Source organism: uncultured Georgenia sp., from assembly GCF_937958535.1.
GTDB lineage: Bacteria > Actinomycetota > Actinomycetes > Actinomycetales > Actinomycetaceae > Oceanitalea.
Map to the genome: position 1 here is coordinate 19,118 of NZ_CALGNQ010000243.1, position 22,190 is coordinate 41,307.

At 72.6% G+C, this 22,190-nt stretch carries 23 protein-coding genes and 1 tRNA gene; 9 read left to right on the forward strand and 15 right to left on the reverse strand.

The features are described 5' to 3' along the window. Positions 1 to 29 precede the first annotated feature (29 nt). From Q0195_RS12765 to Q0195_RS12775, 3 genes are all read right to left on the reverse strand, one after another. Positions 30 to 794 (reverse strand): thioredoxin domain-containing protein, encoded by a 765-nt coding sequence (locus Q0195_RS12765; RefSeq protein ID WP_299279142.1) that lies wholly within the window; start codon positions 792 to 794, stop codon positions 30 to 32. Between the two features lie 90 nt (positions 795 to 884). Next, entirely contained in the window at positions 885 to 1,367 is a 483-nt protein-coding gene (locus tag Q0195_RS12770; protein WP_299279144.1) for a hypothetical protein, read from the reverse strand. A 60-nt stretch (positions 1,368 to 1,427) separates the two neighbouring features. Next, positions 1,428 to 3,098 carry a serine/threonine protein kinase gene (locus Q0195_RS12775; protein WP_299279146.1) on the reverse strand — a complete coding sequence of 557 codons (1,671 nt, stop codon included), beginning with the start codon at positions 3,096 to 3,098 and terminating at the stop codon, positions 1,428 to 1,430. Positions 3,099 to 3,213: 115 nt separating this feature from the next. On the opposite strand from Q0195_RS12775, the gene Q0195_RS12780 reads away from it, so the two are divergent. From Q0195_RS12780 to Q0195_RS12795, 4 genes are all read left to right on the forward strand, one after another. Continuing rightward, positions 3,214 to 4,635, forward strand: coding sequence for a trehalose-6-phosphate synthase (locus tag Q0195_RS12780; RefSeq protein WP_299279148.1), 1,422 nt, complete (start codon positions 3,214 to 3,216; stop codon positions 4,633 to 4,635). Continuing rightward, positions 4,632 to 5,498 (forward strand): trehalose-phosphatase, encoded by an 867-nt coding sequence (gene otsB, locus Q0195_RS12785; protein ID WP_299279150.1) that lies wholly within the window; start codon positions 4,632 to 4,634, stop codon positions 5,496 to 5,498. The genes Q0195_RS12780 and otsB overlap by 4 nt, the downstream gene beginning before the upstream one ends. A gap of 167 nt (positions 5,499 to 5,665) precedes the next feature. Beyond that, complete coding sequence (gene ugpC, locus Q0195_RS12790; RefSeq protein ID WP_299279152.1) at positions 5,666 to 6,793, forward strand: sn-glycerol-3-phosphate ABC transporter ATP-binding protein UgpC; 1,128 nt, start codon at positions 5,666 to 5,668, stop codon at positions 6,791 to 6,793. Positions 6,794 to 6,876: 83 nt separating this feature from the next. Next, complete coding sequence (locus tag Q0195_RS12795) at positions 6,877 to 8,124, forward strand: DUF4032 domain-containing protein (RefSeq protein WP_299279154.1); 1,248 nt, start codon at positions 6,877 to 6,879, stop codon at positions 8,122 to 8,124. 85 nt (positions 8,125 to 8,209) lie between these two features. On the opposite strand, the gene rlmB is transcribed toward Q0195_RS12795, so the two are convergent. Beyond that, positions 8,210 to 9,169, reverse strand: coding sequence for a 23S rRNA (guanosine(2251)-2'-O)-methyltransferase RlmB (gene rlmB, locus Q0195_RS12800; protein WP_299279156.1), 960 nt, complete (start codon positions 9,167 to 9,169; stop codon positions 8,210 to 8,212). Continuing rightward, a complete protein-coding gene (gene cysS / locus Q0195_RS12805; protein ID WP_299279158.1) occupies positions 9,169 to 10,608 on the reverse strand; it encodes a cysteine--tRNA ligase in 1,440 nt (479 codons plus the stop codon). The genes rlmB and cysS overlap by 1 nt, the downstream gene beginning before the upstream one ends. 76 nt (positions 10,609 to 10,684) lie before the next feature. Between cysS and Q0195_RS12810 the strand changes: the two genes are divergently transcribed. The 3 genes from Q0195_RS12810 (at position 10,685) to Q0195_RS12820 (ending at position 13,348) form a co-directional block, all read left to right on the forward strand. After that, complete coding sequence (locus tag Q0195_RS12810) at positions 10,685 to 12,058, forward strand: MFS transporter (protein ID WP_299279159.1); 1,374 nt, start codon at positions 10,685 to 10,687, stop codon at positions 12,056 to 12,058. Positions 12,059 to 12,077: 19 nt separating this feature from the next. Next, positions 12,078 to 12,554 (forward strand): 2-C-methyl-D-erythritol 2,4-cyclodiphosphate synthase, encoded by a 477-nt coding sequence (gene ispF, locus Q0195_RS12815; protein WP_299279161.1) that lies wholly within the window; start codon positions 12,078 to 12,080, stop codon positions 12,552 to 12,554. Positions 12,555 to 12,862: 308 nt separating this feature from the next. Further along, on the forward strand, positions 12,863 to 13,348 hold the full coding sequence (locus Q0195_RS12820) for an RDD family protein (protein ID WP_299279163.1): 486 nt from the start codon (positions 12,863 to 12,865) through the stop codon (positions 13,346 to 13,348). Here Q0195_RS12820 and ispD read toward each other — a convergent pair. Next, complete coding sequence (ispD, locus tag Q0195_RS12825; RefSeq protein WP_299279165.1) at positions 13,335 to 14,054, reverse strand: 2-C-methyl-D-erythritol 4-phosphate cytidylyltransferase; 720 nt, start codon at positions 14,052 to 14,054, stop codon at positions 13,335 to 13,337. The genes Q0195_RS12820 and ispD overlap by 14 nt on opposite strands. A 5-nt stretch (positions 14,055 to 14,059) precedes the next feature. Beyond that, on the reverse strand, positions 14,060 to 14,542 hold the full coding sequence (locus Q0195_RS12830; RefSeq protein ID WP_299279167.1) for a CarD family transcriptional regulator: 483 nt from the start codon (positions 14,540 to 14,542) through the stop codon (positions 14,060 to 14,062). A 176-nt stretch (positions 14,543 to 14,718) separates the two neighbouring features. Here Q0195_RS12830 and Q0195_RS12835 point away from each other — a divergent pair, with 176 nt between their 5' ends. Beyond that, entirely contained in the window at positions 14,719 to 15,177 is a 459-nt protein-coding gene (locus tag Q0195_RS12835; RefSeq protein WP_299279168.1) for a hypothetical protein, read from the forward strand. Positions 15,178 to 15,180: 3 nt separating this feature from the next. On the opposite strand, the gene Q0195_RS12840 is transcribed toward Q0195_RS12835, so the two are convergent. The 3 genes from Q0195_RS12840 to Q0195_RS12850 are packed head-to-tail and all read right to left on the reverse strand — an operon-like array spanning position 15,181 to position 18,195. Further along, positions 15,181 to 16,254, reverse strand: a complete 1,074-nt coding sequence (locus tag Q0195_RS12840; protein ID WP_299279170.1) for a phosphate ABC transporter substrate-binding protein PstS — start codon at positions 16,252 to 16,254, stop codon at positions 15,181 to 15,183. Positions 16,255 to 16,312: 58 nt separating this feature from the next. Next, on the reverse strand, positions 16,313 to 17,017 hold the full coding sequence (locus tag Q0195_RS12845) for a response regulator transcription factor (RefSeq protein WP_299279172.1): 705 nt from the start codon (positions 17,015 to 17,017) through the stop codon (positions 16,313 to 16,315). Continuing rightward, the gene (locus tag Q0195_RS12850; protein ID WP_299279174.1) at positions 17,014 to 18,195 is read right to left on the reverse strand and encodes an ATP-binding protein; all 1,182 of its coding nucleotides are present in this window, start codon (positions 18,193 to 18,195) and stop codon (positions 17,014 to 17,016) included. The genes Q0195_RS12845 and Q0195_RS12850 overlap by 4 nt, the downstream gene beginning before the upstream one ends. Before the next feature lie 139 nt (positions 18,196 to 18,334). Here Q0195_RS12850 and phoU point away from each other — a divergent pair, with 139 nt between their 5' ends. Continuing rightward, positions 18,335 to 19,009, forward strand: a complete 675-nt coding sequence (phoU, locus tag Q0195_RS12855) for a phosphate signaling complex protein PhoU (RefSeq protein ID WP_299279176.1) — start codon at positions 18,335 to 18,337, stop codon at positions 19,007 to 19,009. A gap of 58 nt (positions 19,010 to 19,067) precedes the next feature. Here phoU and Q0195_RS12860 read toward each other — a convergent pair whose 3' ends face one another. From Q0195_RS12860 to Q0195_RS12880, 5 genes are all read right to left on the reverse strand, one after another. Beyond that, the gene (locus Q0195_RS12860) at positions 19,068 to 19,805 is read right to left on the reverse strand and encodes a phosphoglyceromutase (protein ID WP_299279177.1); all 738 of its coding nucleotides are present in this window, start codon (positions 19,803 to 19,805) and stop codon (positions 19,068 to 19,070) included. A gap of 78 nt (positions 19,806 to 19,883) precedes the next feature. Further along, positions 19,884 to 20,228 (reverse strand): Lsr2 family protein, encoded by a 345-nt coding sequence (locus Q0195_RS12865; protein WP_299279179.1) that lies wholly within the window; start codon positions 20,226 to 20,228, stop codon positions 19,884 to 19,886. Between the two features lie 86 nt (positions 20,229 to 20,314). Further along, positions 20,315 to 20,491, reverse strand: a complete 177-nt coding sequence (locus tag Q0195_RS12870; RefSeq protein ID WP_299279180.1) for a hypothetical protein — start codon at positions 20,489 to 20,491, stop codon at positions 20,315 to 20,317. Positions 20,492 to 20,527: 36 nt separating this feature from the next. After that, positions 20,528 to 20,600, reverse strand: a tRNA-Thr gene (locus Q0195_RS12875). 57 nt (positions 20,601 to 20,657) lie between these two features. Continuing rightward, positions 20,658 to 22,184, reverse strand: coding sequence for an alpha/beta hydrolase (locus Q0195_RS12880; RefSeq protein ID WP_299279182.1), 1,527 nt, complete (start codon positions 22,182 to 22,184; stop codon positions 20,658 to 20,660). Between the last annotated feature and the right edge of the window lie 6 nt (positions 22,185 to 22,190).

Consider the following 22,190-nt stretch of genomic DNA (forward strand, 5'->3'; position numbering starts at 1 on the left):
CCGGGACCGCGGCCGCGGGCCGGACAGGGTCAGGCGGCGTCGCGGATGGCCTGCTCCAGCGCGCCGGGCTGGGTCCAGCCGAGGAACTCCTCACCGTCGATGAGCACGGTGGGGGTGCCGCGGATCTCGTCGCGCTGGGCCTGCTCGGTGACGCCCTGCACCCAGTCGTTGTAGCGGCCGTCGGGGAAGGTCTCGACGACCTCCTCCCGCACCCCGACCTCACGGGCGACGTCGGCGATCTGGTCGTTGCTCAGCGGTGTCGCCCCGCCCTCACCCTGGGCGGCGAAGAGCTGGGTGTTGAACTCCCCGAAGTGCTCCGGGGACTCGGTCGCGACGACGGCCAGGGCGTTCGCCGCGCGGATGTTGAAGTCCGAGCCACCGATGAACGCCACCGGGTGGTAGTTGACGGTGGCCTCACCGGCGGCGGCGAGCTCGTCGAGCACCCCGCCGTTGATGGCCTCGAAGTTCGCGCAGTGCGTGCACAGGTAGTCGAGGTAGAGGTCGACGACGGGTGCGCCCTCGCTCACCGATCCCACCCCGTCGGCCCCGACCTGGATGGCGCCGCTCGCGATGGCGCCGGCCGGACGCTCGTCGACACCGTCGAGCGGCGGACGGTTGCCCGCGGTGATGATCGAGATGAGGGCGGCGGCGACGATGCCGATGAACACGACGACACCGGTGATGATGAGGATGCGGTTGCGCCGCTCGCGACGCTTCTGCAGCTCACGCAGCTTGCGCGCCTGCTCGCGGGCGGCCTCCCGCCGGTCCTGCTTGCTCAGCTTGGCACTGGACATGGTTGTTCTCCTGGGTCTGTGGCGCAGTGCGCCGAGTCTGGGGTCCGCCGTCGGAGCCGGCAGCACGTGCCCGTGCGGACGGGCAGGCGCTCAGGCCGGCAGCACCGCCGGCGGGCCGCGCAGCAGCCGGACCGTGCCGGGCGTCCAGCGCGCCCGCAGCACCAGGCGACCGACGGCGGAGACCCGCCGCGCCGGCAGCACCAGCGGTGACGCCGCGGGCAGCCGCCGCCACGGGCCGACCAGGGCCAGCCGGCGCAGTGCCCGGCGCACGGCGGCCACGACGCCCCAGGTCCCGGCGACCGCGCCGACCTGGAGGAGCAGCATCGGCACCGTGAGCATGACGACGACGGCGAGCACCTGCTCGCTCTCCCCGCCCAGCGCGAGCCCGGTCGTCGGGCACTCCGCGGTGGGCCGGAGCAGGGCGAGGTTGAGCCCGATCTGCGCCAGGCCCCCGGGCACGGAGACGCACCGGGTGACGTGCACGGCACCGCTGAGCACCGCCGCGAGCGCAGGCAGCAGCGCGGCCACGGCCAGCAGCAGGCCGGGCCGCAGGTCGGAGCGCGAGCGGTGCACCCGGTCAGAGTACGCGGGAGACGGGCCGCGTGGCGACGACCTGGGCGCGGGATCTCACGGTCAGGGCAGCGTCGGCAGCGGCGCCCAGATCGGCTCGGGTGCCGTACCGAGGACGACGACGCCGACCACCACCCCGGCGGTCGCCAGCGCGGCGAGCACCAGGCCGCCCCGGACGGGACGCGGCAGCGCCCCGAGCAGGAGTCGGGCACCCTCCCGCGCCGGGTCGGAGGGCGGTGCCGCCCACATGAGCCCGAGCCCCAGGACGGCAGCCGCCCACAGCAGCCACGGGTGCAGCTCGGCGGGCGGGGAGCCGACGGCGTGGGCCACCCACCAGCCGCCGCCGGCGACGACGGCGCCGAGGAGCAGTCCGGGAAGCGTGGTGAGGACCGCCCACAGGAGGTGGACCGGTGCGCCCAGCCAGGCCCGGGCCACGTCGGTGCGCCGGGGCCCGCGCCGCAGCCGGGAGGCCCGCAGCCGCTGGTTCCCTCTGCCCAGCGTCCCGAGCAGGACGACGAGGGCGACGGCACCGACCACCCAGCCGCCGGGCACCACCATCGCCAGCGCGCTCAGCCCGATGCCCAGGGCCGCCACCGTGGGTCGCCGGGACGGCGGGGCCAGCGCCCACGGCGGTGGTCCCTCCGCCCCCGGGACCTGCCACCCGTACGGGGGCGGCGCGACCGGCTGCCCGGCGGCCGGCGGCTGCGGCCACGGCTCCCCGAGCGGCTGGGGGTGCTCGTACGCGGGGGCGTAGGACCCCGGCACCGGCTCGTAGGACGCCGGCGGCGGCTCGTGGTGCGCCGGTGGCGAGTAGGGCGCAGGCACCGGCTCCGAGGCGACCGGGGGCAGCGTCCGGGTGGCGTCCAGCGCGGGTCCGGCGACAGCGGCGGGCAGGACATCGGTGCGCGTGCTCGGCTCGGGGGGCGCAGCGAGCAGCGCGGTCAGCGCGGGCCGGTCCCACTCCCCGTCGAGCGCGGCGAGCACCTCCGTCGGCGGCAGCCGGCGGGCGGGCTCGGGGTCCAGTGCCGCCCGCAGCACCGTCGCCAGCAGGGGCGGCAGCCCCTCGGTGTCGACGACGCCGCTGCTCACCCGGGCGACGACCGCCGCCATGCCGCCACGGCCGAACGGCGGGCGGCCGGTGGCGGCGAAGGTGAGCACGGCGGCCCACGCCCACCAGTCCCCCGCCGGGCCGGGGTCATTGCCGGCGATGACGTCGGGGTCGAGGTACCCGGGGGTGCCGGTGACCAGCCCGGTCTGGGTGAGCCGCACGTCGTCGGCCACCTGCGCGATGCCGAAGTCGATGATGACCGGGCCGTCCGGGGAGAGCATGACGTTGCCCGGCTTGAGGTCGCGGTGCACCACGCCCGCGGTATGGATGGCGTGCAGCCCGTCGGCGAGCCCGTGGGCCAGCCCGGCGAGCTCGTCCGGCTCCAGCGGCCCGTTCTCGCGCACCTCCTCCTCGAGGGTGGGGCCGTCGATGAGCTCGGTGACGACGAAGGCGGTGACGCCGTCGACCTCGGCGTCCAGCACCCGGGCCACGCCCTGGCCCCGCACCCGGTGGAGCAGGGCGACCTCGCGCCGCAGCCGCTCCCGCGCCGCCGGGTCGGCGGCGATCGCCGGGTGGAGCACCTTGACGGCGACCCGGTTGCCGTCGGCGTCGAGCGCCTCGTGCACCGTGCCCATCCCGCCGGCGCCGATGCGCCGCAGGAGCCGGTAGCCCTCGATGCCCTGCATGCGCCCAACCTACCCAGCGGGCCTGGCCTCACCCCTGCGGAGACTGCTTCCCATGCCGGGCCCTCCCGCCCCGGGTAGCCTCGGCCTCAGTCCCTTCAGGAGGTCAGAACGTCCCATGCCAGCAGGTGAGCACTCGATCGTCGTCGTCGCCAACCGACTCCCCGTCGACATCACCGTCGACCCCGACGGGTCCGTCGACTGGACCCGCTCACCCGGTGGGCTCGTCACCGCGCTGGCCCCGGTCATGCGGCAGCACGAGGGCGCCTGGGTCGGCTGGGCGGGCAGCCCGGACCTCTCCCTCGACCCGTTCGAGGCCGACGGGATCCGGGTGTGGCCGGTGACGCTCAGCGAGAACGAGGTCGCCAACTACTACGAGGGCTTCTCCAACGGCACGCTCTGGCCGCTCTACCACGACGTCATCGTCCCCCCGGAGTACCACCGGCACTGGTGGAACGCCTACGTCGCCGTCAACCGCCGGTTCGCCGCCGCTGCCGCCGAGGCCGTCGCCGAGGGCGGCACCGTGTGGGTGCACGACTACCAGCTCCAGCTCGTGCCCGCGGTGCTCCGCATGCTGCGCCCCGACGTGCGCATCGGGTTCTTCAACCACATCCCCTTCCCGCCGGTGGAGATCTTCACCCAGCTGCCCTGGCGACGGCAGGTCGTCGAGGGGCTGCTCGGGGCCGACCTCATCGGGTTCCAGCGCTCCTCCGACGCCGCGAACTTCATGCGGGCCGTGCGGCGGCTGACCCCGCTGACCACCAAGGGCCGCACCGTCACGGTCGGCGCCCGCTGGTCGCGCCCCGAGCGACGGATCCGCGCCGACGTCTTCCCCATCTCCATCGACACCCGCTCCTTCGACGAGCTCGCCGCCAGCGAGCCGGTCCAGCAGCGCGCCGTCGAGATCCGCCGCGAGCTCGGCAGCCCCGACGTGCTGCTGCTCGGCGTCGACCGGCTCGACTACACCAAGGGCATCCGGCACCGGCTCAAGGCCTTCGGCGAGCTGCTCGCCGACGGCCGGGTCACCCCGCCCGAGACCACCCTGGTCCAGATCGCCAGCCCCTCGCGCGAACGGGTCGAGCAGTACCGCCAGCTGCGCGACGAGATCGAGGTGACGGTCGGGCGCATCAACGGCGACTACGGCGTCCTGGGCCGGCCCGCCGTCCACTACATGCACCACTCCTACCCGGCCGAGGAGATGGCCGCGCTCTACCTCGCCGCCGACGTCATGCTCGTCACCTCGCTGCGTGACGGCATGAACCTCGTCGCCAAGGAGTACGTCGCCGCCCGCCGCGACCTCGGCGGCGTCCTCGTCCTCAGCGAGTTCACCGGCGCTGCCGACGAGCTCGGCCAGGCCCTCCTCGTCAACCCGCACGACATCGACGGCCTCAAGGCGACGATCATGCGGGCGATCGGGATGGAGCCGCGGGAGCGGCGGCGCCGGATGCGTGCCCTGCGCCGCCGGGTCATCGAGTTCGACGTCCAGCGCTGGGCCGACGACTTCCTCAACGCCCTGTCCGACGTGAGGAGCAACGGATGACCGAGCCCACCGGAACCGACGACCCGGGCGTCCCCGGCCCCGGCGTCGACGCCCCGCTGTTCGTCCGCCACCTCGGCGAGGGGCTGGACCGGGCGCTGCGCGACCTCGCCGCCCTGCCCTCCGTCCTCGTCGCCCTCGACTTCGACGGCGTCCTGGCCCCGCTCGTCGACGACCCGGCGACGTCGCGGATCACCCCGGCCGCCGTCGAGGCCATCGCGCGGCTGGACGACCTGCCGGGCATCCACATCGCCCTCATCTCCGGCCGCGACGCCGACACTCTCGTCTCCCTGGCCGAGGTGCCGGCCGGCACGCTCGTCGTGGGCAGCCACGGCGCGCAGCGCGGCCACGTCGGGCTGTCCCCGGACCGCACACCGTACCTCGTCGCCCAGCCGCTGGAGCTGACCGACGCGCAGGCCCGCCTGCGCGCGGAGGTGCTGCGTGAGGCGACCGCGCTGACCGAGCGCTACCCCGGCGCCTGGGTGGAGACCAAGCCGGGCTCCGTCGTCGTCCACTCCCGACGCTGCACGCCCGAGGACGCCGCCGAGCTCACCGCCGCGGTCCTCGCCGGCCCCGCCGCACGCGAGGGGCTGCGCGTGCAGGAGGGCAAGGACGTCGTCGAGATGGCCGTCGTCCACGCCACCAAGGGGGACGCCGTCGCCGAGCTGCGCGCCGAGGTCTCCCCGCAGGGCGTGCTCTTCGCCGGTGACGACGTCACCGACGAGGACGCCTTCGCCGTCCTCGGCCCGCACGACGTGGGGATCAAGGTGGGTGACGGCCCGACCGCCGCCGGCTACCGCGTCGCCGACCCGGACGAGTTCACCGCCGTCCTGCTGCGCCTCGTCGAGCTACGCGAGCAGGCGTGACCTGCGTCACGTACCCCGCGGCGGATGGTCGCCGATGTGCGACACTGTGACCAGCCCTGACGCCACCCCCTCGGGCTTTCGCGGCCGGGCCAGTGTCGAGGCAGACACCTGACACTCTTCACAACGGATCGTCCGGCACGTACCTGCCGGTGAAGGGATGAACCACGATGGCATCAGTCACGTTCGACAAGGCGACACGCATCTACCCGGGCACCGAACGCCCGGCGGTGGACGCCCTCGACCTGGAGATCGCCGACGGCGAGTTCCTCGTCCTCGTCGGCCCGTCGGGCTGCGGCAAGTCGACCTCGCTGCGCATGCTCGCCGGGCTCGAGGACGTCAACTCCGGGCGGATCCTCATCGGTGACCGCGACGTCACCGACGTCCAGCCCAAGGACCGCGACATCGCGATGGTCTTCCAGAACTACGCGCTCTACCCGCACATGTCCGTCGCGGACAACATGGGCTTCGCGCTGAAGATCGCCGGCAAGCCGAAGGCCGAGATCCGCCAGCGGGTGGAGGAGGCGGCCAAGATCCTCGACCTCACCGAGTACCTCGACCGCAAGCCCAAGGCGCTGTCCGGTGGCCAGCGCCAGCGAGTGGCGATGGGCCGGGCGATCGTGCGCCAGCCGCAGGTGTTCCTCATGGACGAGCCGCTGTCCAACCTCGACGCCAAGCTCCGCGTCCAGACCCGCACCCAGATCGCCTCGCTGCAGCGGCGCCTCGGCGTCACCACCGTGTACGTCACCCACGACCAGACCGAGGCGCTGACCATGGGCGACCGCATCGCGGTGCTCAAGGACGGCGTCCTGCAGCAGGTCGGCACCCCGCGCGAGATGTACGACAAGCCCGCCAACGTCTTCGTCGCCGGGTTCATCGGCTCCCCCGCGATGAACCTCGGCACCTTCCACATCGAGGACGGCCACGCCGTGCTCGGGGAGGCCCGTGTCCCGCTGAGCCGCTCCACCATCGACGCGCTCGGCAGCGAGGACAAGGGCCAGGTGATCGTCGGCTTCCGGCCCGAGTCACTCGACCGCGTCTCGGAGGGCACCGAGGGGGCCATCCCGGTCACCGTCGACCTCGTCGAGGAGCTCGGCTCCGACGCGTTCGTCTACGGCCGCCTCGCCGGCTCGCGCGAGCTCGCCGAGCACATCACCTCCGGCGCCGGGGAGTCGCAGATCATCGTCCGCATCGACCCGCGCGACGTGCCGATGAAGGGCGAGACCATCCACGCCCGCATCCGGCCCGGTGAGCAGCACAACTTCGCCGTCTCGACGGGTGAGCGCCTGCCCGACTGACGGCACACCCGGACCGACGGGAGCACCGCAGGGGCGGACCCGATACTGTCGGGTTCGCCCCTGTGGCGCGTCAGAGGAGCACGATGGCCCAGTCCCTGGAGATCACCGCGGCGCGGTTGGACCCCGCGCTCCTCGACCTCCCCTGGGAGCTGGCCCTGGAGGAGTGGCCGGAGTCGGTGCTCGCCGCACTGCCCCGCGGCATCTCCCGCCACGTCGTGCGCTTCGTCCGGCTCTCCGGCCGCGTCATCGCCGTCAAGGAGATCGGCGAGCGGGTGGCGTTCCACGAGTACGAGCAGCTGCGCAACCTCAACCGGCTCGAGGCGCCGTCGGTGCGGCCGCTCGCCGTCGTCACCGGCCGGTCGACCCCGCAGGGAGAACCGCTGGACTCCGCGCTCGTCACCGAGCACCTGCAGTACTCCCTGCCCTACCGCGCCCTGTTCTCCCAGTACCTGCGCCCGGACACGGCCACCCGCCTCATCGACGCGCTCGCCGTGCTGCTCGTGCGGCTGCACCTGCTCGGCTTCTACTGGGGTGACGTCTCGCTGTCGAACACCCTCTTCCGGCGCGACGCCGGGGAGTTCGCCGCCTACCTCGTGGACGCCGAGACCGGTGAGTTCCAACCCGAGCTGACCGTCGGGCAGCGCGAGTACGACCTCGACATCGCGCGCACCAACATCATCGGCGAGCTCATGGACCTCCAGGCCGGGGAGATCCTCGACGAGGACGTCGACACGATCGAGGTCGGCAACCGGATCGTCGAGCGGTACACCGCGCTGTGGCAGGAGCTCACCGAGACCGAGTCCTTCGACACCGGCGAGCGCTGGCGGGTGGCCGCCCGGATCAACCGGCTCAACGAGCTGGGCTACGACGTCGGTGAGCTGTCCATCACCACCGACATCGACGGCACCCGCATCCACATCCAGCCGAAGGTCGTGGACGCCGGGCACCACCACCGCCGGCTCATGCGGCTCACCGGGCTGGACGTCCAGGAGAACCAGGCCCGCCGGATGCTCAACGACCTCGACGCCTTCCGGGCCGCCACCGACCGGCAGGGCGACGACGAGGCGTTCGTCGCGCACGACTGGCTCGCCCAGGTCTTCGAGCCCACCGTGCGGGCCATCCCCCGTGAGCTGCGCGGGAAGCTCGAGCCGGCGGAGATCTTCCACGAGGTGCTCGAGCACCGGTGGTTCCTCGCCGAGCAGCAGCAGCGCGACGTGCCGCTGCCCGAGGCGGTGCAGTCCTACGTGGAGAACGTGCTGCGCCACCGCCCCGACGAGCGCTCCGTCCTGGGCCTGGACACCGGCTCCCTCCCCCGCCTGGACGAGCTGTGACGGGCGACGGCCCGGCGTGCCGCCCTGGCCGTCACCGAGGTGGTGTCCGGTTCACGCTCGAGGGTGAGCGCCCCGAGGTACGCCCCTACCGGGCGCGGAGCCGGGCGACCTCGTAGAGCGTGATCCCGGTCGCGACGGCCGCGTTGAGCGACTCGACCTGGGAGGAGATCTCGATCCCGGCCAGCAGGTCACAGGTCTCGCGCACGAGCCGGGACAGCCCCTTGCCCTCGGACCCGACGACGACGACGAGCGGCTCGGTGGCCAGCTCGAGGTCGGCGACCGACGTGGGGGCCCGGCCGTCCAGGCCGACGACGAAGCAGCCGGCCTTCTGGTACTCCTGCAGCGTGCGCACGAGGTTCGTCGCGCGGGCGACCGGGACACGGGCCGCGGCACCGGCCGAGACCTTCCACACGGTGGCGGTGACCCCGGCGGAGCGGCGCTCGGGCACGACGACGCCGTCGACGCCGAACGCCCCGGCCGAGCGGAGCACGGCGCCGAGGTTGTGCGGGTCGGTGACGCCGTCGAGGGCCACGATGAGCGGCGGCCGCCCCTCGGCCCGGGTCAGGAGATCGGCCGGGTCGGCGTACTCGTAGGGCGGGACCTGGACGGCGATGCCCTGGTGGTTGGCGCCGTCGGTGAGCCGGTCGAGCTCGCCCTTGGTGGCCTCGACGAGGGGCAGGTGGCGGGCCGTGACGGCGAGGAGCACCTCACCCAGCCGGTCGTCGGACTCGGCCCGGGCGGCGAGGAACACCTTCTCCACCGGGGTGCCCGCCCGCACCGCCTCGAGGACGGCGTTGCGGCCCGCGACGAGCTCGCCGCTCACCGCGGGAGGCCTGCGAGTGCTGCGCCGCCGCTCCGCCTCCGCCTTGCGCTTCTCCGCGGCGGCCTTGCGGGCGGCGGCCGGGTGCCCGGTGCGTTCGGTGGCCTTCGGGGTGGGGCCGCGCCCCTCGAGCCCGCGGCGGCGCTGTCCCCCGCTGCCGACCTGCGGCCCCTTCTTCGTGCCCGGCTTACGCACCGCTCCGCGGCGCTTGGAGCTTCCGGCCATCAGCGCTGCCCCTTCCCGACGAGCTGCCAGCGGGCACCGTCCGGTGAGTCCTCGATGACGATCCCGGCCGCCTGCAGCCGGTCCCGCAGGGCGTCCGCCCGCGCCCAGTCCTTGGTGCGCCGCGCCTCGGCCCGTTCCTCGAGCAGCGCGGGCACGAGCGCCTCGAGCGCGGCCCGGGCGGCGTCGTCGGTGCCCCGCCCGGTGACCCACGGCTCGGCCAGCGGGTCCAGCCCGAGGACGTCGAGCATCGAGCGCACCTGGAGCTGGGCCTGCCACACGACGCTGTCCTCACCCGCGGCCAGCGCGTTGTTGCCGGTGCGCACCTGGTCGTGGACGGCCGCGAGCGCGGCGGAGACGTTGAGGTCGTCGTCCATGGCGGCGACGAACGCCTCCGGGAGCGCGGAGATCGGGCGGGTGGACACCTCCTCCCCGCTCACCTCCCCGACGCGTTCGACGGCGCGGGAGACGAATCCGCTGAGCCGCTCCCACGCCGCCGCCGCCTCGGCGAGGGAGGCGTCGGAGAACTCGACCGTCGAGCGGTAGTGCACGGTGCCCAGCGCGAAGCGGAGCACGACGGCGGGGACCTGCTCGAGCACGTTGCTCACCACGAGCGAGTTGCCCAGCGACTTGCTCATCTTCTCCCCGCCGACGGTCACCCAGGCGTTGTGCATCCAGTGCTGGGCGAAGCCGTAGCCGGCGGCACGCGACTGGGCCAGCTCGTTCTCGTGGTGCGGGAAGCGCAGGTCGATGCCGCCGCCGTGGATGTCGAAGGTCTCCCCGAGGTAGCGGTGGGCCATGGCCGAGCACTCCAGGTGCCAGCCCGGCCGCCCGCGGCCGTAGGGGGTGTCCCAGGCCGCCGACTCTGGCTCGCCCGGCTTCGGGTTCTTCCACAGCGCGAAGTCGTGCGGGTCGCGCTTGTCGCTCGCCTCCTCCTCCTCGAGGCTCGTCATGTTCTCCAGCCGCTGGCGGGTGAGGCTGCCGTACTCGGGGAAGGAACGGACGTCGAAGTAGACGTTGGCGCCCTCGCCCCGGTAGGCGTGCCCGCGCTCGACGAGCCGGTCGATGAGAGCGACCATCTCGGTCACGTGCCCGGTGGCGCGCGGCTCGTAGGTGGGGCGCAGCACGCCGACGGCGTCGTAGGCGGCGGCGAACTCCTGCTCGAAGCGGTAGGCCCACGCCCACCACGGGACGCCGGCCTCGGTCGACCTGGTGAGGATCTTGTCGTCGATGTCGGTGACGTTGCGGACGAGCGTCACCTCCAGCCCGCGACGGCGCAGCCAGCGGACGAGGACGTCGAAGGCGATCCCCGAGCGCAGGTGACCCACGTGCGGGGACCCCTGCACGGTGGCACCGCACAGGTAGATACCGACGTGCCCCGGCCGGAGGGGGACCAGCTCGCGGTCCGAGCGGGTGGCGGAGTCATGAAGTCGCAGGCTCACGTGCCCAGGCTACCGGCGTGAGGGCCGGACACCCCGAAGTCACCTGCGTGACGCCCGGGGGCGCTACGGTGCGCTCGTGAGCACACCCCAGCAGACCCCCACGGCCAGGCCGCCCGCGAAGCCCGGGCGACGCTTCGGATGGCCGGTCTACGCGTGGAGCCTGTGGGACTGGGGGTCAGCGGCGTTCAACGCCGTGATCACCACCTTCGTCTTCACGGTCTACATCACCGACGCCGACGCCTTCGGCCCGGGGGCGTCGCAGAAGCTCGGCTGGGTGCTGGCCGGCGCGGGCGCGCTCATCGCGGTGTGCGCCCCCGTCGCCGGGCTGCGGTCGGACCGCTCGGGGCGGCGCACGTTCTGGCTCGGCGTCAACACCCTCGCCGTCGTCGTCATCTCCGGGGCGCTGTTCTTCGTCCAGCCCGACCCGGGCTACCTGTGGCTCGGGCTCATCCTCCTCGGCGCCGGCAACATCTTCTTCGAGCTCGCCTCGGTGAACTACTACGCCATGCTCAACGAGCTGTCCACGCCCCGGACCATCGGCCGGGTGTCGGGGCTGGGCTGGGGCCTGGGCTACATCGGGGGCATCGTCCTGCTTCTCATCGTCTACTTCGGGCTCATCAGCCCGGACGTGGGGCTCTTCGGGATCACCTCGGACAACGGCATGGACGTCCGCGTCACCATGCTCGTCTGCGCCGTCTGGACGCTCGTCTTCTCCCTGCCGGTGCTGCTCACGGTGCGCGACGACAAGTCCGCCCGCGGGAGGCTGCCGCGCCTCGGCGTCGTCGGCTCCTACCGGCTGCTCTTCCGGTCCGTCGCCGAGGTGTGGCGCCGGGACCACCACATCGTCTACTTCCTCGTCGCCAGCGCGATCTTCCGGGACGGGCTGGCCGGGGTGTTCACCTTCGGCGGGGTCATCGCCGCGACCGTCTTCGGCTTCTCCACCGGGGACGTGATCATCTTCGGCGTCGTCGCCAACCTCGTCGCGGGGGTCGCCACCATCGCCTTCGGCGCCCTGGACGACCTGCTCGGCCCCAAGCGGGTGATCATCGGCTCGCTCGTGGCGATGATCCTCGCCGGCTTCGGGGTGTTCCTCCTCCACGACCGCGGCACCACGGTGTTCTGGGCGCTCGGTCTGCTCCTGTGCGTCTTCGTCGGGCCGGCGCAGTCGGCCTCGCGGACCTTCCTCGCCCGGCTCATCCCCAAGGGCAAGGAGGGTGAGATCTTCGGGCTGTACGCCACCACCGGCCGCGCCGTCAGCTTCCTCGCCCCCGCGATGTTCTCCGTGGCCATCGCCGTCGGCGCCGCGGTGAGCGGCATCCCCGCGGCGGACGCCGAGTACTGGGGCATCCTCGGCATCCTCGCGGTGCTCACCCTGGGCCTGCTCCTCCTGCTGCCGGTGCGGGTGACGGTGCGCAGCGAGAGCGCCCTGCACGAGCCGCCGCCGGCCTGAGCCGGACTAGCCTGGAAGCATGCTGCCGCGTACCGGGATCGGGACCGACGTCCACGCCTTCGCCCCGCCGGACAGCGACCGGCCCCTCTTCCTCGCCTGTCTCCAGTGGCCGGGTGAGGTCGGCCTCGAGGGCCACTCCGACGGCGACGTCGCCGCGCACGCCGCGTGCGACGCGCTGCTCTCCGCGGCCGGTCTGGGTGACCTCGGCTCCCGGTTCGGCACCGCCGACCCGCGGTGGGCGGGGGCCTCGGGCGCGCAGTTCCTCGCCGCGACCGCCGAGCTCGTGCGCGAGTCGGGCTTCACCATCGGCAACGTCGCGGTCCAGGTCATCGGCAACCGGCCGCGCATCGGTCCCCGCCGGGAGGAGGCCGCCGCCGCGATGAGCCGGGCGCTCGGCGCCCCGGTCAGCCTGGCCGCCACGACGACCGACGGACTGGGCTTCACGGGACGCGGGGAAGGGCTGCTCGCCGTCGCGACGGCACTCGTCGCCCGCTGAACGCTCACCTCCACCCGCCGCGGCCGGGCCGGGCCGTCCCGGGCCGACCAGGCCCTTTCTCGCCGAATCTTCACTAGCATGACGCGGAATCTCCACACGAAAGGGATGACATGACTGAGCAGTACCCCGGTGGCCCTCCCTCGGGCCAGCCCCACCAGCCCTCGGGAGCGCCGCAGCCGCCGCCTCCCGGTGGCTACCAGGCTCCTCCCCCGCCCCCGGGTGGTCAGCAGCCTCCCTATGCCCAGCAGCCCCCGCACGGCCAGCAGCCCCCCTACGGGCAGCAGCCGCCGTACGCGCCGCAGGCACCCATGCCGGGATCCCAGGTCGGGCAGCCGGCCGACCTCGGCAACCGGCTCCTCGCCCGGCTCATCGACTTCGTGCTCCTGGGGATCATCAGCGTCGTCATCGGCGTCGCGGTGGGGATCGGCAGCGTGTTGAGCGGCGGGCCCAACTACGGGGCGAGCGCCCTGAGCTCGTTGATCTCCGCTGCGATCTCGCTCGGCTACTTCGCCGTGATGGAAGCGAAGCTCGGTCAGACGTTGGGCAAGATGCTCATCAAGCTCCGGGTCGTGGGCCCTGGCGGGGGCAACCCGACCATGGAGCAGGCGCTGAAGCGCAACGCGTGGACCGCACTCGGCGTCATCGGGGTCATCCCCTTCCTGGGATGGCTCGGAGGCATTCTCTCGCTGGCCGCGGCGATCGCCATCATCGTGACGATCAACAACAACACCGCCACCCGTCAGGGCTGGCACGACACCTTCGCCGGCGGCACCTCGGTCATCAAGGTCGGCTGAGCAGCAGCTCCGCCACCGCGAGGTCGGCGGGCGTGGTGACCTTCAGCGCCCGCGTCTCGCCCGGGACGAGGTGGACGCGCTCCCCGAGGAGCTCCACGAGGCCCGCGTCGTCGGAGACGGCGCGGGCCTCGTCGTGCGCCCGGTCCGCCGCTGCGCGGTGCGCGCGCTCGAGCAGCTCACGCCGGAAGCCCTGCGGTGTCTGGATGCCGCGCAGGGCGGAGCGGTCCGGCGTCTCGACGACGACCTCCCCGCCGTCGTCCGTGGGCGCCACCCGTTTGACCGTGTCGGTGACCGGGACCCCGGGGACGACGGCGCTGCGTCCTGCCGCCAGTGCCGCCACGACCCGGCGGGTCAGCTCCGCGCCGGCGAGGGCCCGGGCGGCGTCGTGCACGAGGACGAGCGTGCAGTCGTCGGGCAGGGCGCTGAGACCGGCGGCGACGGACGCCTGCCGGGTGAGCCCGCCGGCGACGACCCGGACCGGGACCGATCCGCCCGGGACCGTCCCTCCCGGGAAGAGCTCGCCGAAGGCGTCCAGGTGCTCGGCCGGGGCGGTGACGACGACGGCGTCCACCACCCCCGACTCGGCCAGGCCGCGGGCGGCGTGGACGACGAGCGGGGTCCCAGACAGCGGGACGAGAGCCTTGGGCAGGTCGTGGCCGAGACGGGTGCCGGAGCCCGCGGCCGTGAGGACGGCGCCGCAGCGCACGTGGGTCAGGAGGTCAGGACGTCGTCGAGCATCGCCTCGGCCTGCTCCTCCTCGGTCTGCTCGGCGAGCGCGAGCTCCGAGACAAGGATCTGGCGGGCCTTGGCGAGCATCCGCTTCTCACCCGCGGACAGGCCGCGGTCCTGGTCGCGACGGGAGAGGTCGCGCACGACCTCGGCGACCTTGATGACGTCCCCCGAGGCGATCTTCTCGACGTTCGCCTTGTACCGGCGCGACCAGTTGGTCGGCTCCTCGGTGTAGGGGGCACGGAGCACCTCGAACACCTTCTCCAGGCCTTCCTTGCCGACGACGTCGCGCACTCCGACCAGGTCGACGTTCTCGGCCGGCACCTCGATGGTGAGGTCGCCCTGGGCCACCCGGAGCTTGAGGTAGAGCTTCTCCTCGCCCCTGATGACCTTCTTCGAGATTGCTTCGATCTGGGCCGCTCCGTGGTGGGGATAGACGACGGTCTCACCGACGGTGAAGGTCATGGTGACAAAGCTCCTTGGTCGCGAGATTACGATTCTAGCACCCGAAACAGCGTCATTCCGCGGGTTGGCACGACCTGGCCGGGCCGCCGGGGGCGGGGCCCGGTGCCTGTACCGGGGCGCAGCGTAGCCGAACGGACGGGTACCCTGGGCCCGAACCGTCGACGAAGGAGACCGTCTTGGCCCGCTTCCACCGCCTGCTCAGTGGCGCCGCTGTGCTCGGCGCCTCCGTCCTGGTCGCCAGCTGCAGCGCGATGACCCCGATCCAGACCGCCGAGCTCTACAACGCCGGCGACGGGGTCAGGGTGGAGGTCTCCGACGACATCCGGGTGGAGAACCTCATGGTGCTGGCCGCCGAGGAGGGCGGCGAGGGGCAGGCCTTCGGTGCGCTCGTCAACGACGGCACCGAGGAGGTCGTCATGAGCGTGACCATCGGCGACGGCGGTATCCAGGTCCCGGTCGCCCCGGGGGAGAGCGTGCTCCTCGGCGTGGACGAGCCGGTCGTCATCCCCTCCACCCCGGCGGCCCCCGGCGCGGTGGCCGAGGCCCTGGTCGAGGTCACCGGGTACGGCACGGTCTCCGCCAACGTCCCGGTGCTCGACGACGCCCTGCCGCAGTACGCCGAGTACGTGCCGTGACGGTCAGCCGGCCTCCGGGCCGCTGATCCGCTCCACCGCCGCCATCACCCGCTCGCGCAGGGCCGGTGAGATCGGTGCCGCCCCCGCGACGTCCGGGGAGGCCGCCCGCTGCTGCCCCTCCTCACTGGCGATGTAGGTGAGCAGCTCACGCACGGCGTCGGCCTTCTCCGCGCTCTCGTACCGGGTGCAGGCCACGGTGTAGGAGATGAGGACGACGGGGTAGGCGCCCGGGGCGTCGGTCGCGCGGTCGAGGTCGATGACGATCCGGGTGTCGCTGGCCCCCGGGGCCGGTGGGGAGGCGTCGACGACGGCGGCCGCCGCCTCCGGGGAGAACGGCACGTAGCCGTCGCCCACCTGCACCGCGACCGTGCCGAGGTCGTCGGTCACCTGCGAGGCGTCGACGTAGCCGATCGTGCCCTCCGCGCCGCGCAGCGTGGAGACCATGCCGGCGTTCTGCTGGCCGGACTGGGTGCCCGAGCGGGGCCAGGTGCCGCTCGGCTCGTAGGGCCAGGCGTCCCCGCCGGCCTCGGCGAGGTACTCGGTGAAGTTCTCCGTGGTGCCGGAGTCGTCGGAGCGGTTGACCGGGACGACGGGCAGGTCCGGCAGGTCGACACCGGGGTTCGTCTCGGCGATCGCGGGGTCGTCCCAGCGTTCGATCCGGCCGTCGAACATCGCCGCGATGGTGTGCGGGGAGAGCTGGAGGTGGTCGATCTCCAGGCCGGGCAGGTGGTAGGCGACCGCGATGGGCGAGATGTACAGCGGCAGCTCGAGGACGTCCCCGCCCTCGCAGCGCTCGACGGCCGCGGCGTACTCCTCGTCGTCGAGGTGGGCGTCGGTGCCGGCGAAGTCGACGGCGCCGGTGATGAACATCTCCCGGCCGGCACCGGAGCCGGCCGGGTCGTAGGAGGCGAGGATGTCGGGCCGGATGTCGTACAGCCCGGCGAGCCAGGCCTGCATGGCGATCTCCTGGGAGGAGGCGCCCGCCCCGGCGACCGTGCCGCTGTGGCCGCCGCACGCGGCGAGCGCGAGCAGCGCCGCGGCGGCCGCGATCCGCCGTCCGTACCTGCGCGTTGTCATCCCGTCCCCTGTCGACTCGGCTGGGTGGCCGGCGGGTGGCCGACCGGCAAGCGACAGGTTACGGGGTCCGGTCCTCCGTCGGCGTCACGAGCTTGTACCCCAGACCCCGCACCGTCAGCAGCATCCGCGGCCGGGAGGGCTCCGGCTCGATCTTCGCCCGGATCCGCTTGACGTGGACGTCGAGGGTCTTGGTGTCCCCGACGTAGTCCGCGCCCCATACCCGGTCGATGAGCTGCCCACGGGTGAGCACGTGGTCGACGTTGCGCATGAGGACCTCGAGCAGCTCGAACTCGCGCAGCGGGATGCGGATGGGCTCGCCGTGGACGTAGAGCTCGTGGCGGGCGACGTCCATCCGCACGTGGCCCACCTCCAGCACCCCGGAGGAGGAGTCGTCCTCGGTGCCCGCACCGCGGCGCAGGACCGCGCGCATCCGGGCGACGAGCTCGCGGTAGGAGTAGGGCTTGGTGACGTAGTCGTCGGCGCCGAGCTCCAGGCCGAGCACCTTGTCGAACTCGTCGTCCTTCGCGGTGAGCATGATCACCGGGGTGTTGCCCTGGCGGCGCAGCTCGCGGCACACCTCGGTGCCGGACATGCCCGGCAGCATGAGGTCGAGGAGCACGAGGTCCGGTGCGGACCGGCCGTAGGCGACGAGGGCGTCCGGGCCGTTGTCGACGGCGACGACCTCGTACCCGTCGCGCTCCAGCTGGTAGATGAGCGGCTCGCGGTAGGACTCCTCGTCCTCGACCAGGAGGATGGTGGTCATGGCTCTGGAACGGCTCCTGTCGTCTCGGTGGGGCGGTCCTGCGGGCGGGGGGACGGGGGCTCGGCGAGCGGCAGCACGAGGGTGAAGGTCGAGCCGGCCCCCGGCTTGGACCACAGCTCGACCTCGCCGCCGTGGTCGGCGGCGACGTGCTTGACGATGCTCAGCCCCAGCCCGGTGCCGCCCGTGCGGCGCGCCCGGGCCGGGTCGCCCCGGTAGAAGCGTTCGAAGATCCGCTCCTGCTGGCCGGGCGGGATGCCCTCGCCCTGGTCGACGACGGCGATGCGCACCGTGTCGTCGTCGCGGGACACCCCGACCGACACCCGGCTCAGCGGGTCGGAGTGGCGCAGCGCGTTGTCCAGCAGGTTACGCACGGCAGTGGTGAGCAGGTCGGCGTCACCGAAGACGTGGAGCCCCTTCTCCCCGCCGACCGCCACGGTGACCCGCCGCGACTGCGCCTCGACGGCCACCCGCTCGGCCGCCTCGGCGACAACGTCGTCGACGGCGACGAGCTCGGAATCGACGAGCGCATCGGGCTCCTGCAGGCGGGAGAGGTCTATGATCTCCTGCACGAGCGCGGTGAGACGGCGGGACTCGCGCTGCATCTGGGCGGTGAAACGCCGCACCGCCGCGGGGTCGTCGGCAGCGTCCGCGAGGGTCTCGCTGAGCAGCGCGAGCGCGCCGACGGGGGTCTTGAGCTCGTGGGAGACGTTGGCGACGAAGTCACGGCGCACCTGGTCGAGGCGGCGGGCCGCCGTCTGGTCGTCGGCGACGACGAGGATGCGGCCCCCGCTCAGGGGGACGACACGCAGGAGGAAGATCATCTCCCCGGCGCCGGTGAGCGGGCCGCGCGGCACGTTGAGCTCCCGCTCGTGCGGGCGGCCGTCGGCACGTACCTGCTCGACGACCTCCTTGACCGCGGCCGAGGTGAGCATGTCCGACCGCACCAGGCCGTAGCTGTAGGCCGACGGGCTGGCCTGGAGCACGGTCCCGCTCGCATCGAGGACGAGGATCGTCGAGCGCAGCGCCCGGAGCAGCTGCCGGGTGTCCTTGCTCACGGCGCTCTCCTGCCGGTCGGCGACCGGCTGGGCGCCGGGCCGGGGCGGCAGGAATCCGCGGAGGAGAAAGCCGACGGCGAGCCCGAGGAGGGCTACGACGACAATCGGCCAGATACCGTCCACAGCACCGAGGGTAAGCCCCCGTCGCCATTCGGTGGGAGCCGTCACCGGCGCGGACTCGCGGTGTTAACCGGGGCGCCACCTGTCGTTCATGAGGGCGGAGGACGATACGGTTGGTTTACGACGAAATTGGAGGAATGACGTGCGCGAGATCTTCATGCAGGAGCTGGCCCAGGTGGGCGAGGACCTCCAGCGGATGAGCAAGCTCGTCATCGACGCGATCGAGAATGCCTCCACCGCACTCCAGACCGCCGATCTGCAGCTGGCGGAAAAGGTCATCCGCGCGGACGAGCAGATCGACGAGATCGAGCACAGCCTCGACGAGCAGTGCATCTCGCTGCTCGCCCGGCAGGCGCCGGTCGCCACCGATCTTCGCGTCGTCATCGCGGCGCTGCGGATGTCGGCGACGATCGAGCGGATGGGTGACCTCGCCCGGCACATCGCCTACGTGGCGCGGGGACGTTACCCGGAGCCGGCTCCGGCACCGGCCATGCGCGAGGTCTTCACGCAGATGGGTGAGGCGGCCACGAAGGTCGCCCACCAGGTCAGCGAGCTGCTCGCCACCCGCGACCTGGAGCTCGCGGCGGGCGTCGAGCGCGACGACGACACACTCGACGCGCTGCACAAGCACACCTTCACCATCCTGCTCGACCCGGACGTCGAGATGACGCGGCAGCAGATGGTCGACGGCGTGCTCCTGGGCCGGTACTTCGAGCGCTTCGGTGACCACGGGGTGTCGGTGGCGCGGCGGACGAGCTACCTCGTCACGGGTGACCTGTCGAACTCGGTCATGCCGCATCGCGACCGCACGAGCTGACGGTGCCGACACGAGCAGCGGGGGCCGGCTGGTGCCGGCCCCCGCTTCGTCGTCGTGGCTACTTGCCCTGGTTGGCCACGGCCGCGATGGACGCGGCGGCGGCCTCCGGGTCGAGGTAGCGACCGCCCGGCGTGACGGGCTTGAGATCCTCGTCCAGCTCGTAGACGAGCGGGATGCCGGTGGGCACGTTCAGTCCCGAGATGGTCTCGTCGTCGATGCCGTCGAGGTGCTTGATGATGGCGCGCAGGGAGTTGCCGTGCGCGGCGACCAGCACCGTCTTGCCCGCCTTGAGGTCGGGGACGACCGCGGACTCCCAGTACGGCAGCGCGCGCTCGAGGACGTCCTTGAGGCACTCGCTGGCCGGGATGGGCTCCCCGGCGTAGCGGGGGTCGGCATCCTGGGAGAACTCCGAGCCGGGCTCGATCGGCGGCGGCGGGACGTCGTAGGAACGGCGCCAGAGCATGAACTGCTCCTCGCCGTACTCGTCGCGGATCTCCTTCTTGTTCTTGCCCTGGAGCGCCCCGTAGTGGCGCTCGTTGAGCCGCCAGTGCCGCTTCACCGGGATCCAGTGGCGGTCCGCCCGGTCGAGGGCGAGGTTCGCGGTGGAAATGGCCCGCCGCAGCAGTGACGTGTGGACGACGTCCGGCGCGATACCGGACTCGACGAGAAGGTCACCGCCGCGCAGTGCCTCCTCGACACCCTTCTCCGACAGCGGCACGTCGACCCAGCCGGTGAAGAGATTCTTCGCGTTCCATTCGCTCTCGCCGTGACGGAGCAGCACAAGGGTGTAGGTCATACCGCCATTATCTCCTATGGGTCGTGAGCCGTCGCGGGACCTTCGGCTGCCGGACGGCGCGGGCGCCTCGGACGGAGGTCAGCCGGCCTTCTGGTATGCCTCGATGACCTCGGCGGGAATGCGACCGCGGTCGGAGACGGTGTACCCGTTGGCACGCGCCCACTCGCGGATCTTCGCCGCCTCGCCGCTGCTGCTGGAGCGGCCCGAGGAGGAGCCCGAACGGCCGCGGCGGCCGGGAGCCCGGCGACCACCGACCCGGCGGGCGTTGCCGATCCACGGGGCCAGGGCGTCACGCAGCTTGGCGGCGTTCTTCTCGTTGAGGTCGATCTCGTAGTTCACACCGTCGAGGCTGAAAAGGACCGTCTCGTCCGCGAGCGAGCCGTCGACGTCATCGATGAGTTGGACCATGACCTTCTGCGCCATTCTGATTCTCCTGTGTGCGTCAGCCCTCTTGGGGAACTGCGGACGTGTGCGCCGCTGACTGCTTTCAATTAGCGGCGCTTCCCACACTAATTCTGGGAATCAGAATTGTCACGCTGAACGACGGTTGACGCCGAACGCTGCGTCTTCTCGAACTCACGAAAAGCAGCCCGCTCACGACGGTCGGCGAGCAGAATGGCGCGCATCACAATGACGAAGATAATCGCCAGTCCGATTGAGGGGAGCAGCGCCACGACGTAGTCCATGGACACCATGGTACGTCGGTCCGGTCAAGATGTCGGAGCCGCCTGTGGGAATCGAACCCACGACCTTCTCATTACGAGTGAGACGCTCTGCCGACTGAGCTAAGGCGGCGCGCCCGCGCGGGGCAGCGCGGACCACTGTACCTGCCAGGTGCCCCGGACTCCAAAGTCAGCAGACGAGCCCGTCCTGCGGCACGACGCCGCGCAGGAGGTAGTCGTCGACCGCCTCGGTGATGCACCGGCCGGCACGCCCGTAGGCGGTGTGGCCCTCCCCCTCGTAGGTCACCAGGACACCGGACTCCAGCTGCTCGGCCAGCTGCTCGGACCACGCGTACGGGGTGGCGGGGTCACCGGTGGTGCCGATGACGACGACCGGGTCGGCGCCCGCGGCGGAGACCGGCGCCGGGGCGGCCGGAGGCTCGTGCGGCCAGGCGGCGCAGGTGATCTCCCCGAAGGAGAGTGTGGGTCCGAACGTGGGGGAGATCTCCTCCAGCTCCTTGGCCAGGTCGCGCCAGTCCTCCAGGTCGCCCTCGACGGGGTGGTCGAGGCAGTTGATCGCGATATTGGCCTCGGTGGAGTTCGTCGCGTAGGTGCCGTCCGGCTCCCGCTCGGCGGCGAGGTCGGCGAGCAGGAGCAGCTGGGAGCCGTCCTGCTCGTTCATCGCGGCGTCGAGGGCCGAGGTGAGCAGCATCCAGTAGTTGTCGTCGTAGAGCGGCATGATGATGCCGGAGACCATCAGCGACGCGGTGAGCTCGCGGTCGGTGCCGGTCGGCAGCGGGGTGTGCGAGGCGAGCTGGAGGAGGTTCTGCACCTGGGCCACCGCGGCGTCGACGTCCCCGCTCAGCGGGCAGCCGGAGCCGGCGAGGCAGTCCTCGGCGTAGACCCGCAGCGCCCGCTCGAAGCCGGCCGCCTGCCCCCGGACGACGTCGGAGTACCCGAGCGCCGGGTCCAGGCCGCCGTCGAGCACCATCCGACCGACGTGCTCGGGGAAGAGCTCGGCGTAGGTGGCGCCGAGGAAGGTGCCGTAGGAGTAGCCCAGGTAGTCCAGCCGCGGCGAGCCGACGACGTGGCGCAGGATGTCCAGGTCGCGGGCGGCGCTGATGGTGTCGACGTGGGCGAGGAGCTCGCCGGTGTTCTCGGCACAGGCCGCGGCGAGCTCCTCGGCGTCCCGCGTGAGGGCGGCCAGCCCCTCCTCCGTCGCGTCGTAGTCCGCAGCGCGGATGCGGTCGAGCTCGGCGTCGCTCACGCAGTCGACGGCGCTGGACTGCCCCACCCCGCGGGGGTCGAAGCCGACGATGTCGTAGCCGTCGAGGAGGTCGGCGGAGAACATGACCTGGGCGGCCTCGGCGAGCTGGATGCCGGAGCCGCCCGGGCCGCCCGGGTTGACGAAGAGGGATCCGACGGGCTCGTCGTCACCGGCGGCGCGCCGCTTGACCGCGAGGGTGATGGTCTCGCCGTCGGGTTCGGCGTAGTCCATCGGCACGGTGACGTCCGTGCACTCGAAGCGCGAGCCGCACTCCTCCCAGGTGAGCTCCTGCTCGTAGTAGGCGCGGAGCTCGGCGGGCACCGCGGGCAGCGTCTCCTCGGCGCGCGGGCTGACCGGCTCGGTGCCGGTCTCGGGGGTGTCGGTGGTGGTGCAGGCGACCAGGGCGGTCGCGGCGACGAGGCACAGGGCAGCGCGCAGGTTCCGGCTCACCGGCGC